Raw genomic sequence first — 13333 nt, forward strand, 5'->3', positions numbered from 1 at the left:
ATTTGCATTATTTTTAGACAGTGTTTGCGCGGTTGCCAAGCACTTTTGCACGGATTCTCATTTGTTTTTTTCGTGCGTTGTTTTGAGACAGAGCAAACAAGAATTTGCGAAATCACAGGTTTTCGATGCGTGCATCATGTCCGGCATTCTGACTGGCCATTCGTTTTCTAAAACGCTAGACAACCCCGTGTAAACCTTTGAAGAGATGCATAAATGACATGGGTTCAATGCAGGGAAGTGCAATGACAACAGCAATCGTCATCGTTGCGGCGGGACGCGGCGAACGCGCTGGCTCTCCGCAAGAAGGTCCGAAACAGTACCGCCTCATTGGCGGAAAGCCTGTCATCGAGCACACACTGGAGCGTTTTCTTGGCTGGGAACATGCAGCCAAGATCGTGGTCGTGACCCACGCAGACGACGCCTCGCTTTTCGAGCCCATTGCCAGAAGGCTCAATGCGGGAAGCCGACTCGCCACGGTAACGGGCGGCGCGACGCGTCAGCAATCGGTTCTTGCAGGCCTCGAAGCACTGGACGGGCTTGGCATTACCCACGTCATGATCCATGACGCCGTTCGCCCCTTCATTGATGCGCCCTTGCTGCAAAGGATCACCGAAGCACTTTCGGCAGGCGCCAGAGCGGTTTTGCCAGCGGTGCCGGTGGCTGATACGTTAAAGCGTGGCCATGACGGTTTTGTTGGCGAGACGGTGTCTCGCAGCAACCTATATGCCGCGCAAACGCCGCAGTCCTTTCACTACCCCTCCATATTGGTGGCACACCAGGCCGCTGCCGCATCTGGACGGCTTGACTTTACCGACGATGCGGCGATTGCCGAATGGGCTGGCATTGCCGTTCAATTGGTTGAAGGCCTCGTCGATAATGTTAAACTCACGCTGAAACGGGATATTACCATGGCAGATGAAAAGCTTGGCGCTGCGTTACCTGATGTGCGCACTGGCAATGGCTACGATGTGCATCAACTCGTGCCCGGCGACGGCGTCACCCTGTGCGGCGTCTTCATTTCGCATGATCAGAAACTGATGGGCCATTCGGATGCCGATGTGGCGCTTCATGCGTTGACGGATGCACTGCTCGCCACCTGTGGTGCGGGTGATATTGGCGACCATTTCCCCCCCTCCGATCCTCAGTGGAAGGGCGCGGCATCACGGATTTTTCTGGAGCATGCGGCGAAAATCGTCCGTGACCATGGCGGCACCATCATGAATGCGGATGTTTCATTGATTGCCGAAGCACCAAAAGTAGGCCCACATCGGCAAGCCATGCGGGAAAATCTTTCCGCTATTCTAGATATCTCGCTCGACCGCTGCTCGGTGAAGGCCACCACAAACGAGACCATTGGTTTCGTTGGCCGACGAGAAGGTATCGCAGCGATCGCAACGGCGACGGTCGTCTATCGGCAGAAGTCGCAATGAGCCTGTTTCCGGCAGACATCGAGACCTTGGCGCAACGCATCGTGCAGGAACTTGCCGCGTCCGGTCATATGGTCTCAACGGCGGAAAGCTGTACCGGCGGATTGATTGCCGGTTTATTGACGCAGATTCCCGGCTCGTCAGCCGTGGTGGACCGTGGTTTCGTGACCTACACTAACGACGCCAAGATGGACATGCTCGGGGTCAGCGCTCCGACGCTGGAGGCATTTGGGGCTGTTTCAAGGGAAACCGCACTACAGATGGCTCATGGTGCGCTTTACCGCTCAAGGGCTGAGTTTTCTGTCGCGGTAACAGGCATCGCGGGTCCGGGCGGTGGATCGGACACCAAGCCCGTCGGTCTTGTGCATCTCGCTGCAAAAGGGCGTTTCGGCCATATGCTTCATCGAGAAATGCGATATGGCGATATCGGGCGTGAGCAGGTTCGTCTCGCCACAGTCAAGACCGCGCTTGAAATGCTCTTAGACCTTCATCAGTCCTTGTAAATCTTGTCGGCGCGCGCTTCGAAAGCTTCCGCGAACATTCGAAATGCGCGGTCGAACATGGAGCCCATGACAGCGCCCAGCAACCGGCTCTTAAACTCGTAATCAATGAAGAAGTAGACCGAGCAGCCGCCATTCTCGCCGGGCTCGAAACGCCAGCGGTTGTCGAGATATTTGAACGGACCATCCAGATATTTCACGTCGATGGCCGATTCCTCGGGCTTCAGCAAAACCTGAGTCGTGAAGGTTTCACGGATGGCTTTATAACCAACCGTCATATCCGCAACCAGCAAGGTCTTGGTGTCTCGCTCCTTGCGCGAGCGAACAGTCAAGCTGTCACAAAGTGGCAGAAATTCCGGGTATTTCTCCACGTCGGCAACGAGATTATACATCCGTTCGGGGGAGTGCTTGACAGGGCGGCGGGTTTCGAATTGCGGCATGAGGGGCAGTTAATGCGCTGCGCTGACAAGATCAAGAAGCTTGCTTGCCTGCGCTCGAGATTTCACCTGAAATATTGGTGTTTTAGGCCCGTACAGCTCAAAATTCCGAGTGAATTTCGGTGCGTGATGTGTCTCGAAGTTCCAGATATAGGTCAGGAACTCACGATTTGGCAGCGGTTCCGGGCAGCCTTCAGCCATATCAGGCCTCACCGTTCCGTAATATTTCACCACACGCAGCGCCACACCCATCAGGCACGTCATGCGCGGCAGGCGCATCCAGATAACGACATCGGTGCGCGGCAACCTGATATCCAGGCTGGATGGATTGGCACCATCCAGCACCCAACGTTCGCGCCTGACAATCTCCTCTAAGATTCGGCGCTGCTCCGCGCTATCGCGTTGCGTCCAGTTGTTTTGCCACCTCACATCGCGGTCTATCGAGACGTATTCACAGTTGAGTCTCGCAGAAAGTGTTTTTGAAAGCGTGGTCTTTCCCGCGCCTGAATTGCCCAGCACCATGATCCGTGACGCGTTGGAAACGAGCCGGGCAGCCTGCTCGATATCATCCAGAAGGTTCATCTTACCCACTCCACGCATGGCTGTTTGCAGAAATTGACTATTGCAAGCTGGCCGTGCTGGGCGTTATTGAACACCACCGATTGCAGCCTTGGGTGCAACCAAACAGCCGAGTGATACGATGGACGACTTTGCAAATATCATCAACCTCCTGGAATCCGCGAAGCAACTTGCATCCATGAACAGCATGCCGATGCTGGCTTACCTCATTGATGTCGCCAAGTGCGAAGCACGAGAGAACAAGCCGGTTCTGCGCAAGCGTAAGCGTGGCGAATCGACGGTAAAGCAGGAAGTTGAAGTCTGAGACGAACGGAGTCCGACCGGTCAGCTTGCGGCCATGTTCGGATTGACATCCAGGAGGACGCTCAATGCCGACAGTATTAGTCGACCTGCGCTCCTATCGTGGTGAGACCCCGGATGAGCGCCATCCCTTCGTGCAGATCGTCCTTCCCCTGTCAGGACATCTGGACATCGACGTCTGCGGACGTCAGCAACGACTAACACCCTTGAAGGGCGCACTTGTTCACAAGGGCACGTCACACACGCAGGTCGCAACGGGCCTGAACCGATCGCTGATCGTTGATGTGCACGAACAGGCCGTTTCTGCGGAGATGCTCGACACGTTCTCATCAAACTCATTTTTCGATATCCAGCCACGAACGAGCAGGCTGACGCATTATATGCACGGCATGCTGCAAAGAGGCGAACAGAACGCAGCGGCCAGCATCGCCTGGGCACCCATTCTGATTGCCAGCCTGACCGATGAAAGCCCGGATGTTCTGTCCCGAGTTTCGCTGCTGAGATCGCTTGTCGAAATAGACCCGTTCATGCCGTGGAGCCTGGAGCGGATGGCCGAACAGACAGAAATCAGCGTCAGCCGCTTGCATGCCATTTTCCGAGAGACGTTCGATGAAACGCCGCATCTTTGGCTGGCCGATATCCGCATGCGCAAAATCTGCGATTACCTCGCAACCACGCTTCTGCCCATTGCAGAAATTGCCGATAAAGCAGGCTTTTCAGACCAGACAGCCCTCACCCGCGCCATGAAAAAAGCCATGGGAACGACGCCCGCCGCCTATCGTCGTGAATTTTCCGAGCCGCCACAGTAGTTTATGTCAAGACAGCCATTCCACACCATGGCAAACAGCGCCATGCAACGGATGGAAATGGCATGAACAAGACGGGACTGGGCGTATTTTACGGAATGATGGCGGGCGCACTCTGGGGCGGAATCTTTCTCGCTCCAAAACTGATCCCCGCCGGCTTCACGCCCTTGCAGCTTTCGACGGCGCGATATCTGACCTATGGACTGCTGGCACTGGTACTCATCGCCCCCAAAATCCGGCGTGTAGCTTCGCGTTTCGGCAAGGCCGAATGGCTCGCTCTGGGTTGGCTTAGCCTCATCGGCAATATCGCCTATTATTTCCTGATCTCAACCGCCGTGCAACTCAGCGGCGTCGCCTTCACATCCATCATCATAGGCTTCATGCCCGTGGCCATTTCCATCATCGGCAGCCGCGACCATGGCGCGGTTTCTCTGAAACGGTTGTGGCCCTCGCTTCTTTTTGGAGCCATCGGCATTTTTGGAATTTCGTGGCAGTCACTGTTTGAAGGTCAGGGCAGTCTCGATCCGACGAAGATCATCGGCCTTATCTGCGCCATCGGCGCGCTCGCATCATGGACCGCTTTTGCTGTTGGAAACGCCCGCTGGCTCACACGCCTTCATGATGTCAGCGCCGATGAGTGGAACCTCATGACGGGCGTGGTCACTGGTGGTCTGGCGCTGGTTGTTGCGGTGCCCGCATTCGCCTTCAGCCAAAACGTCCACAGCAATGCCGATTGGTTCCAATTCGCATCCATAGCGGTTGGTCTCGGCATCTCGGCCTCGATCTTAGGAAATGCGTTCTGGAACCGCATGAGCCGTCTGCTGCCGCTGACGATGGTTGGTCAGATGATCCTGTTTGAAACGCTGTTTGCGCTTCTGTACGGCTTCATGTGGGAACAGCGCGGACCGACCGTTATCGAAGCCGCAGCTATCGTCTCAGTCGTGCTCAGCGTGCTGCTGTGCATGCAGGCGCACCGGCCAGCGAAGGCGGGCTGAGGATTACTCAGCCGCTGCCAGAAGCTTTCGCTCACGGTTTGCGCGCAGGCGCTCAAAGTCATCACCCGCATGGTGCGATGAACGGGTAAGCGGGCTGGAGGCCACCATCAGAAAGCCCTTGGTGTAAGCAATCGTTTCGTAGGACTTGAACTCTTCCGGCGTCACGTAGGCTTCCACTTTGTGGTGCTTTCTGGTCGGCTGCAGGTACTGGCCGATGGTCAGAAAGTCGACATCGGCAGTGCGAAGGTCATCCATCAGTTGGAGCACTTCGTTGCGCTCTTCACCCAGGCCAACCATGATGCCGGATTTGGTGAACATTGTCGGATCCAGTTCCTTCACCCGCTGCAACAGGCGCACGGAGTGGAAGTAACGCGCACCGGGACGAACCGTCAGATAGTTGCCTGGAACTGTTTCCATATTGTGATTGAAAACGTCCGGCTTGGCGGCGACGACCCGCTCCAGCGCACCGGGCTTCTTCAAAAAGTCTGGCGTGAGGATCTCAATCGTCGTGCCGGGCGATGCGGCGCGAATGGCCCAGATCACCTTCTCGAAATGCTCCGCTCCACCATCGGCCAGATCATCTCTGTCTACAGAGGTGATGACCACGTGGTTGAGGCCCATCTGCTTGACGGCCTTGGCAACGTTTTCCGGTTCCAGCATATCAAGCGCATTTGGCTTGCCAGTGGAGACATTGCAAAAGGCGCAGGCGCGTGTGCAGATCTCGCCCATGATCATGAAGGTGGCGTGCTTCTTGTCCCAGCATTCGCCGATATTCGGACAGCCCGCTTCCTCGCACACGGTGACAAGCTTGTGCGAACGCACCAACTCGCGTGTCTCGTGATAACCCTTCGAGGTCGGCGCCTTGACGCGAATCCACTCGGGCTTGCGCATCACCTCGGTGTCGGGACGATGCGCCTTTTCCGGGTGGCGAACACGCTTGTCGTCCTGCGATGTCCTGTCGAGAATAGTGACCATAGAAACCTGCTTCCACCGTACCAATACGGTCTAACGCCTTACGAGCTTGGCGAGAAATAACAGAAGGCTCGCGCCCAGGAAAGATGTGACGAAATAGCCTAGACGGCTGTCCTGCACGAAAACATCGAATGTTCGTAGCACTGCGACCGCAACAACCGAGCCAACGATGCCGAGAACGATATTCATGAAAATGCCAAAGCGCATATCCATCAGCTTACCCGCGAGCCAACCCGCCAGTCCGCCGATGATGATTGCTGCTATCCAGCCCACACTTTCCATCTTCAAACTCCGTCAATCGCATTTCAACGACATATGGTGTACCCGGCTTTGCTAGGCAATGCCGGGTAACGGGCAGATGTTATGCGTTCAGCACACGTCCATAGGCGTCCAGCACGCTTTCTTTCATCATTTCGGAAAGCGTCGGATGCGGGAAGATGGTGTGCATCAGTTCTTCTTCGGTCGTCTCAAGGTTCATGGCGACCACGAAGCCCTGAATGAGCTCGGTCACTTCAGCGCCAACCATATGCGCACCGATCAGCTCGCCCGTCTTCTTGTCGAAGATTGTCTTGACCATGCCCTGATCTTCACCCAGCGCAATCGCCTTGCCATTCGCGGCGAAGGAATAGCGACCGACGCGGATTTCGCGGCCCTGTTCCTTTGCCTTGGCTTCCGTCAGGCCAACAGAGGCGACCTGAGGGTTGCAATAGGTGCAGCCAGGGATTTTCAGCCTGTCCATCGAATGTACGTTGGGCAGACCGGCGATCTTTTCAATGCAGATCACGCCTTCATGCTCTGCCTTGTGGGCAAGCATCGGCGGACCGGCGACATCGCCAATGGCATAGAGACCGGGAACGTTGGTCTTGCCGTAGCCATCGATGACCACGCAGCCGCGATCCGTCTTGACGCCAAGCGCCTCCAGACCCAGGTTTTCGATATTGCCCTGAACGCCGACAGCTGAAATCAGGCGATCTGCGGTGATCGTCTGAACCTTGCCATCCTTGGTTTCGATATGGGCCGTGATCGAGTCAGCGCCCTTCTCAACCTTGGAAACCTTGGCTTCGGTGATGATCTTGAGGCCGCGCTTTTCAAGCTGCTTGCGGGCGAAGGCGGAGATCTCCACATCTTCGACCGGCATGATGTTGGCCATCAATTCCACAACGGTCACATCGACGCCCATGGAACGATAGAACGACGCGAATTCGATGCCGATGGCGCCCGAACCCATGACGACGATGGACTTTGGCAGGAAATCCGGCTTCATCGCCTCAAAATAGGTCCAGATCAGCTTGCCATCCGGCTCGATGCCGGGCAGCGCACGCGGACGCGCACCCGTCGCAACGATGATGTGCTTTGCCGTATAGGTGCCCTCACCCAGCACGCCTTTGGGAACAGGGTTCTGTGGCTGAACGATTGGCTTGAAAATTTTGCCGACGACGATTTCGTTCGGCTTGGTCAGCTTTGCCTCACCCCAGATGACGTCGATCTTGTTTTTCTTCATCAGGTAAGCCACGCCGCCATTGAGGCGCGCAGAAACGCCACGCGAACGGGCGACGACTTCCTTCACGTCCGGCGTGATGGTGCCTTCCAGTTTCAGGCCATAATTCTTGGCATGGTGAGCATTATCAAGCACTTCGGCGGAACGTAGCAGTGCCTTGGTGGGAATGCAGCCCCAGTTCAGGCATATGCCGCCCAGGTGTTCGCGCTCGACAATCGCAGTCTTGAGGCCAAGCTGTGCCGCACGGATGGCCGTGACGTAACCGCCCGGACCCGAACCGATGATGATTACGTCATAAGACTGAGCCATGTCTGTTTCCTGTCTTCGCTTCTTGAGGGCGAAACATGGTCGCCGCCTCAAACAATTTCTTTTAAAGTCCAAGCATCATGCGAACCACGGGCTCGAGGCCTCGTCCGATTGCACGCGTATTTTCTGCATCCAGATGGACGCCATCGACCGGCGTCGTCACAGCAACGGATGCCGCATCAAAGAAGCCGCAGCCCTTTTCATCCGCCAGATCCCGGTACAGCGAACCCATCATCTGCGATTGCTCGATGGCGTTTGCGAACATCGCCGCAAACACTTCATTGCCTGTTTCGCAAATATGGGGCGCGGAAACGAGCAGTATTTCGGGCTGTTCATAACCAAATGGCCAGGCGTGCTGGCGAACCAGTGTCACAAGGCGCTCAACGCCCTTCACCGCGCCAACGGCAGACCCCGGGCCGATGCCCCGCTTCAGATCATTGGTGCCGAGCATGATGATGACGAGATCGACAGGGCAATGGCTGTGCAGAAGCGTCGGCAAAACCCGTGCGCCATTGCGGTCGCAGTCGGAAAGATGGTCGTCATAGGCCGTCGTTCTGCCGTTCAGCCCTTCGGCGATGACATTGACACCAGCGCCCAGCGCCTTTTGCAGGACACTTGGCCAACGATCTTCATAGTCATGACGACCGAGATTTTCGGCATCATATCCCCATGTCAGACTGTCGCCATAGCAGAGAACGTTCTTCGTCACGTCGGCCTCCCGAATGGAGCGAGCCGAAAACCTGATCGGTTCTCGGCTCCGCGATTTTTAGACCAGCATACCCATTGGGTTTTCGATGTAGCGCTTGAAGGCAGATGCGAGTTCTGCACCCAGCGCACCATCGATGACGCGGTGGTCGAAGGCAAAGGTTGCCGTCATCACCGTACCAACTTCGATCTTGCCGCCACGAACAACCGGCTTCTCGACACCAGCGCCGATAGACACGATCGATGCCTGTGGCAGATTGACGATGGACGTGAAGGACGAGACGCCGAACATGCCGAGGTTGGACACGGATGTCGTGCCGCCCTGGTATTCATCCGGCTTCAGCTTCTTGTCACGCGCACGCTTGGCAAGATCCTTGACCTCGTTGGAGATGGCAGACAGGGTCTTTGTCTCGGCCTTGCGAACGATTGGCGTAATCAGACCATCAGGGATCGACACGGCAACGCCAACATCGGCATGCTTGTGCAGAACACGCGCAGTGGATGTCCACGAAGCATTCGCCATCGGCACATCACGCAGCGCAAGCGCCATTGCCTTGATGATGAAGTCGTTGACGGAAAGCTTGAAGGCCGGAACCTCGCCCTTTTCGGTCTTCTTCACCGGTGCGGACGCATTGATCTCGGCGCGCAGCTTCAGCATCGCATCGAGTTCGCATTCCATCGAGACCGTGTAGGAAGGTACGGTCTGCGTGGATTCCGTGAGGCGCGAGGCGATTGTCTTGCGCATGCCATCGTGTGGCAGAAGCTCGTAAGAGCCTTCCGCAAACAGCTTGAGCACGCTTTCGTCCGACGCACCCTTGGCAGGCGCAGGAGCCGCAGTGCCGGCTGATGGTGCAGCAGCAGGAGCCGCCTTTGCGCCGCCAGAAGCTGCCGCCTTTTCAACGTCTGTCTTCACGATACGGCCATGCGGGCCGGAACCGGAAACTGCAGAAAGATCAAGACCGGCATCCTTCGCAAGGCGACGGGCAAGAGGCGAAGCGAAGATACGCTCGCCGCTTTTCGAAACTGCTGCTGGTGTGGAAGGCGCAGGACCCTGGTCAGCAACAGGCTTTTCAGCCTTGGCAGGTGCTGCTTCAGCCTTCACGTCCGCAGGTGCATCAGCCTTGGCAGCTTCAGCCTTCGGTGCTTCGGCTTTCGCCTCTGCCTTCGCAGGTGCGGAACCGCCGCCCTTGGCAGCATCGGCCACGTCTTCACCTTCGGCGGCGAGAATGGCGATCACGGCATTGACCTTGACCGCTTCGGAACCGGCGGGAACGACGAGCTTGGCAACAATGCCTTCATCCACGGCTTCCACTTCCATGGTCGCCTTGTCTGTTTCGATCTCGGCAATCACGTCGCCAGGACCGACTTTGTCGCCTTCCTTGACGAGCCACTTCGTCAGATTGCCCTCTTCCATCGTCGGAGACAGGGCAGGCATTGTGATGTTGATAGGCATGACTAGCCCTCCCCCCAAACGAGATTATACTGTTCCAACTCTTCGGGATGTTCCGCGAGCCGGCTGATCTGCGATGGCTCGATTTCGATATATCCCGCCACGTCGTTCAGCCATTCACTGACGGCACCGATGACGCCGATGTTCTCACGCGGAACGCCGACAACAACATCGCCTTCGCCGTCATTGACCACAGCCCAGAAGATAACCCGCTCGAATTGCGGGGCATCTTTGGAACCGAGAACGCGGTGCCAGTTTTCAGTTGCCGGGAGGATTTGTTTGATTTTACTCACACTCTCCCCCTTCACTTGTAGCAGACGGTTTTGACCGCCTCGATAACTTCGTCAACGTTCGGCAGAGCAAGCTTTTCAAGGTTCGCAGCGTAAGGCATCGGAACGTCCTTGCCAGCAATCGTCAGGATCGGCGCGTCGAGATAATCGAATGCGGCGCGCATGACCTGGTTAGCGATGAAGTCACCGACCGATGACTGCGGGAAGCCTTCTTCCACCGTCACCAGGCGACCGGTCTTCTTCACCGATTCGATGACCGTTGGCAGATCCATCGGACGGATTGTACGCAGATCGATGAGTTCGACATCGATACCGAGCTTTTCCAGTTCCGCGATAGCCTTGATGGCGTAGGTCATGCCGATACCGAAGGAAACGATGGTAACGTCCTTGCCCTTGCGGTGAATGCGCGCCTTGCCGATTGGCAGCACGAAATCATCCAGCTTCGGTACTTCGAAGCTCTGACCGTAAAGAATTTCGTTTTCCAAGAAGACGACAGGGTTCGGATCGCGGATCGCAGCCTTGAGCAGACCTTTGGCATCAGCAGCCGAATACGGCATGACCACCTTGAGGCCCGGAATATGGCTGTACCATGCGGCGTAGCACTGCGAGTGCTGTGCGCCAACGCGGGCAGCAGCGCCGGACGGACCACGAAACACCATCGGCGCACCCATCTGACCGCCAGACATGTAGAGCGTCTTGGCAGCAGAGTTGACGATCTGGTCAATGGCCTGCATGGCGAAGTTGAATGTCATGAATTCAACGATCGGGCGCAGACCTGTCATCGCAGCGCCGACGCCGATACCGGCAAAACCGTGCTCGGTGATCGGCGTATCGATGACGCGCTTGGAGCCGAATTCCTGAAGCAAGCCCTGAGTGATCTTGTAGGCACCCTGGTATTCGGCAACCTCTTCACCCATGATGAAGACGTTCTCGTCGGAGCGCATTTCTTCCGCCATCGCATCGCGCAGTGCTTCACGCACTGTCTGCGTTACGAATTCGGTGCCCTCTGGAATGTCAGGGTCGGCAGCAACTTCGATCTTCGGTGCGGCAGGAACCTTGGCTGCTTCCTTGGCAGCAGAAGGCTCTTCCGTCGCTTCGCGGGTCTTTCCGCCAGCAGCGTCAGAACCGGAATTGGAAGCCTCGGCCTTTGGCTCTTCCTTCTTCGGCGCTGAAGACGCGGACATATCGTCTGCGCTTTCGCCATCCTGAAGCAGCACGGCAATCGCGGTGTTGACCTTGACGCCTTCGGTGCCAGCCTCGATCAGCAGCTTGCCGATCGTGCCTTCATCCACGGCTTCGACTTCCATCGTTGCCTTGTCTGTTTCGATTTCAGCGATAGCGTCGCCAGCAACAACCTTGTCACCCTCTTTCTTCAGCCACTTGGAAAGCGTGCCTTCCTCCATGGTTGGGGAAAGGGCGGGCATGAGAATCTCTATAGGCATGATGTCTCCCTTCCCAAATCAGAGCAGAATATCGGTGTAGAGCTCGGATACATCCGGCTCCGGATCGTTCTGGGCGAACTCCGCGCTGTCGGCAACGATGTCACGAACATCCTTGTCGATTGCCTTGAGTTCATCCTCAGACGCCCAGCCCTTTTCAAGGAGACGGGCCTTGACCTGCTCGATTGGGTCATGTTCCGCGCGCATTTTCTGCACTTCGTCTTTGGAACGGTATTTTGCCGGGTCGGACATGGAGTGACCACGGTAACGATAGGTCAGCATTTCAAGAATGATCGGACCCTTGCCGGAGCGGCAATGTTCCAGAGCTTCGTCCGCAGCAGCCTTGACGGCGCGAACATCCATGCCATCGACCTGCATGCCCGGAATACCAAAGCCAACACCGCGAAGCGAGTAGTTGGACTGTGCGGTTGCGCGCGCAGTCGATGTACCCATGGCGTAATGGTTGTTTTCGACGATATAAATGATTGGGAGCTTCCAGAGAGCAGCCATGTTGAAGCTCTCATAGACCTGGCCCTGGTTGGCCGCGCCATCGCCGAAATAGGCGACGGAAACACTATCATTGCCGCGATACTTGTTCGCAAAGGCAAGACCGGTTCCGAGAGAAACCTGGGCACCCACGATGCCGTGTCCGCCGTAGAAATGCTTTTCCTTGGAGAACATGTGCATCGAGCCGCCCTTGCCTTTCGACAAGCCACCGCTGCGTCCGGTCAATTCGGCCATAACGCCGCGCGCGCTCATGCCAGCTGCCAGCATGTGGCCGTGGTCACGATAGGCGGTGATAACCTGATCACCTTCCTTCTGCGACATGTTCATGCCCACAACGACAGCTTCCTGCCCGATGTAGAGGTGACAGAAGCCGCCGATGAAGCCCATGCCATAAAGCTGGCCGGCCTTTTCCTCGAATCGACGGATCAACAGCATCTCGCGATACGCGTGGAGCTCTTCATCTTTGCCGAACTCCGGCGTGTTCTGGCCGGTAAATTCCTTAGCGGCTGTCTTTGCCGTGGTCTTGCGGCCGGATACGGTCGCGTTTTTTCGCGGCGCCATACATCCCTCCCTGAGTTGCCATTTAGAATGGTTGGATCGGTGCGCACCATATGCAAGAAAACGCGAAGCAGCAATGGCATAAACGCATGGCTCGTATTCGCCCTAAGTGACTGCGAATAAATTAAAAAATGAGATTAACTGAAATTCGGTTAATCAAAAATATGTGTTCATAATGACGATTTCGTCGGCGCGTGACATGTTCAGCTGATAGCGAGAGATCTCATCGATCATGTCGCGCTCGAGCGAGCCATCACTCATCAGCTCGACCTGCCGCTCCAGCGCCGTGCGAGCCTTGGTAAGCTTCGCAAGCTCTGCAGAACGGGCGACGCGCTGCTTCTCCAGCTGCTCCGCAGCCTTCAGCCCGAAATCACCATGGATGGAATGATACCCGAAATAGGAGAGAAACGCGACCGTGATTGCCGGAACGACAAGACGGCCAAAACGTCTTTTCTTGTGATGCTTGGTCCACATACTCTGAAACAGCCTTCAAACGCGTTACTGAAGGCATCATAGCGACATATGCTTAACCATCCGTTGACCGTAACGATACTACCGCTGCAG

Annotated in this window: 16 protein-coding genes; 5 read left to right on the forward strand and 11 right to left on the reverse strand. The window is 56.4% G+C overall.

What is annotated here, in order from left to right; all coding sequences use genetic code 11:
• Positions 1-242: 242 nt before the first annotated feature.
• Together IFT53_RS18225 and IFT53_RS18230 are read left to right on the forward strand one after the other, a co-directional pair.
• The gene (locus IFT53_RS18225) at positions 243-1430 is read left to right on the forward strand and encodes a bifunctional 2-C-methyl-D-erythritol 4-phosphate cytidylyltransferase/2-C-methyl-D-erythritol 2,4-cyclodiphosphate synthase (RefSeq protein ID WP_192066720.1); all 1188 of its coding nucleotides are present in this window, start codon (positions 243-245) and stop codon (positions 1428-1430) included.
• Positions 1427-1930 carry a CinA family protein gene (locus IFT53_RS18230; protein ID WP_192066722.1) on the forward strand — a complete coding sequence of 168 codons (504 nt, stop codon included), beginning with the start codon at positions 1427-1429 and terminating at the stop codon, positions 1928-1930. Before IFT53_RS18225 ends, IFT53_RS18230 begins: the two co-directional genes overlap by 4 nt.
• Here the strand turns inward: IFT53_RS18230 and IFT53_RS18235 are convergent.
• A complete protein-coding gene (locus tag IFT53_RS18235) occupies positions 1918-2367 on the reverse strand; it encodes a type II toxin-antitoxin system RatA family toxin (RefSeq protein ID WP_042619434.1) in 450 nt (149 codons plus the stop codon). The genes IFT53_RS18230 and IFT53_RS18235 overlap by 13 nt on opposite strands.
• 9 nt (positions 2368-2376) lie before the next feature.
• Complete coding sequence (locus IFT53_RS18240) at positions 2377-2946, reverse strand: AAA family ATPase (protein ID WP_192066724.1); 570 nt, start codon at positions 2944-2946, stop codon at positions 2377-2379.
• Between the two features lie 118 nt (positions 2947-3064).
• Between IFT53_RS18240 and IFT53_RS18245 the strand changes: the two genes are divergently transcribed.
• The 3 genes from IFT53_RS18245 (at position 3065) to IFT53_RS18255 (ending at position 5044) form a co-directional block, all read left to right on the forward strand.
• The gene (locus tag IFT53_RS18245; protein ID WP_042619741.1) at positions 3065-3247 is read left to right on the forward strand and encodes a hypothetical protein; all 183 of its coding nucleotides are present in this window, start codon (positions 3065-3067) and stop codon (positions 3245-3247) included.
• Between the two features lie 64 nt (positions 3248-3311).
• Positions 3312-4052 (forward strand): helix-turn-helix transcriptional regulator, encoded by a 741-nt coding sequence (locus IFT53_RS18250; protein WP_192066726.1) that lies wholly within the window; start codon positions 3312-3314, stop codon positions 4050-4052.
• A 62-nt stretch (positions 4053-4114) separates the two neighbouring features.
• Positions 4115-5044, forward strand: coding sequence for a DMT family transporter (locus IFT53_RS18255; protein WP_192066727.1), 930 nt, complete (start codon positions 4115-4117; stop codon positions 5042-5044).
• Between the two features lie 3 nt (positions 5045-5047).
• On the opposite strand, the gene lipA is transcribed toward IFT53_RS18255, so the two are convergent.
• The 9 genes from lipA to IFT53_RS18300 all read right to left on the reverse strand — a co-directional run bounded on the left by lipA (position 5048) and on the right by IFT53_RS18300 (position 13243).
• Positions 5048-6019: a lipoyl synthase gene (lipA, locus tag IFT53_RS18260; RefSeq protein WP_192066729.1), complete on the reverse strand. Its 972-nt coding sequence runs from the start codon at positions 6017-6019 to the stop codon at positions 5048-5050.
• 30 nt (positions 6020-6049) lie between these two features.
• Positions 6050-6298 (reverse strand): GlsB/YeaQ/YmgE family stress response membrane protein, encoded by a 249-nt coding sequence (locus IFT53_RS18265; protein WP_042619429.1) that lies wholly within the window; start codon positions 6296-6298, stop codon positions 6050-6052.
• 79 nt (positions 6299-6377) lie between these two features.
• Positions 6378-7823 carry a dihydrolipoyl dehydrogenase gene (lpdA, locus tag IFT53_RS18270; RefSeq protein WP_192066731.1) on the reverse strand — a complete coding sequence of 482 codons (1446 nt, stop codon included), beginning with the start codon at positions 7821-7823 and terminating at the stop codon, positions 6378-6380.
• Between the two features lie 61 nt (positions 7824-7884).
• A complete protein-coding gene (locus IFT53_RS18275; protein WP_192066733.1) occupies positions 7885-8529 on the reverse strand; it encodes a GDSL-type esterase/lipase family protein in 645 nt (214 codons plus the stop codon).
• 57 nt (positions 8530-8586) lie between these two features.
• On the reverse strand, positions 8587-9978 hold the full coding sequence (locus IFT53_RS18280) for a pyruvate dehydrogenase complex dihydrolipoamide acetyltransferase (protein WP_192066734.1): 1392 nt from the start codon (positions 9976-9978) through the stop codon (positions 8587-8589).
• A gap of 2 nt (positions 9979-9980) precedes the next feature.
• The gene (locus IFT53_RS18285; RefSeq protein WP_192066736.1) at positions 9981-10268 is read right to left on the reverse strand and encodes a hypothetical protein; all 288 of its coding nucleotides are present in this window, start codon (positions 10266-10268) and stop codon (positions 9981-9983) included.
• 11 nt (positions 10269-10279) lie between these two features.
• Positions 10280-11707, reverse strand: coding sequence for a pyruvate dehydrogenase complex E1 component subunit beta (locus tag IFT53_RS18290; RefSeq protein ID WP_192066738.1), 1428 nt, complete (start codon positions 11705-11707; stop codon positions 10280-10282).
• Between the two features lie 18 nt (positions 11708-11725).
• On the reverse strand, positions 11726-12772 hold the full coding sequence (pdhA, locus tag IFT53_RS18295) for a pyruvate dehydrogenase (acetyl-transferring) E1 component subunit alpha (protein WP_192066740.1): 1047 nt from the start codon (positions 12770-12772) through the stop codon (positions 11726-11728).
• Positions 12773-12925: 153 nt separating this feature from the next.
• Complete coding sequence (locus IFT53_RS18300; RefSeq protein ID WP_042619422.1) at positions 12926-13243, reverse strand: FtsB family cell division protein; 318 nt, start codon at positions 13241-13243, stop codon at positions 12926-12928.
• Positions 13244-13333 lie beyond the last annotated feature (90 nt).

This window comes from Rhizobium sp. CFBP 13644 (genome assembly GCF_014842165.1).
In the GTDB taxonomy this organism is placed as follows: domain Bacteria; phylum Pseudomonadota; class Alphaproteobacteria; order Rhizobiales; family Rhizobiaceae; genus Agrobacterium; species Agrobacterium tumefaciens_C.

Bases quoted from the DNA above. Each gene is read 5' to 3' on its own strand.
- IFT53_RS18235 (WP_042619434.1), bottom strand. From the start codon at position 2,367: ATGCCGCAATTCGAAACCCGCCGCCCTGTCAAGCACTCCCCCGAACGG.
- IFT53_RS18300 (WP_042619422.1), bottom strand. From the start codon at position 13,243: ATGTGGACCAAGCATCACAAGAAAAGACGTTTTGGCCGTCTTGTCGTT.
- lpdA (WP_192066731.1), bottom strand. From the start codon at position 7,823: ATGGCTCAGTCTTATGACGTAATCATCATCGGTTCGGGTCCGGGCGGT.
- IFT53_RS18255 (WP_192066727.1), top strand. From the start codon at position 4,115: ATGAACAAGACGGGACTGGGCGTATTTTACGGAATGATGGCGGGCGCA.
- IFT53_RS18265 (WP_042619429.1), bottom strand. From the start codon at position 6,298: ATGGAAAGTGTGGGCTGGATAGCAGCAATCATCATCGGCGGACTGGCG.
- IFT53_RS18245 (WP_042619741.1), top strand. From the start codon at position 3,065: ATGGACGACTTTGCAAATATCATCAACCTCCTGGAATCCGCGAAGCAA.
- IFT53_RS18250 (WP_192066726.1), top strand. From the start codon at position 3,312: ATGCCGACAGTATTAGTCGACCTGCGCTCCTATCGTGGTGAGACCCCG.
- IFT53_RS18280 (WP_192066734.1), bottom strand. From the start codon at position 9,978: ATGCCTATCAACATCACAATGCCTGCCCTGTCTCCGACGATGGAAGAG.
- IFT53_RS18240 (WP_192066724.1), bottom strand. From the start codon at position 2,946: ATGAACCTTCTGGATGATATCGAGCAGGCTGCCCGGCTCGTTTCCAAC.
- lipA (WP_192066729.1), bottom strand. From the start codon at position 6,019: ATGGTCACTATTCTCGACAGGACATCGCAGGACGACAAGCGTGTTCGC.
- pdhA (WP_192066740.1), bottom strand. From the start codon at position 12,772: ATGGCGCCGCGAAAAAACGCGACCGTATCCGGCCGCAAGACCACGGCA.
- IFT53_RS18230 (WP_192066722.1), top strand. From the start codon at position 1,427: ATGAGCCTGTTTCCGGCAGACATCGAGACCTTGGCGCAACGCATCGTG.
- IFT53_RS18225 (WP_192066720.1), top strand. From the start codon at position 243: ATGACAACAGCAATCGTCATCGTTGCGGCGGGACGCGGCGAACGCGCT.
- IFT53_RS18290 (WP_192066738.1), bottom strand. From the start codon at position 11,707: ATGCCTATAGAGATTCTCATGCCCGCCCTTTCCCCAACCATGGAGGAA.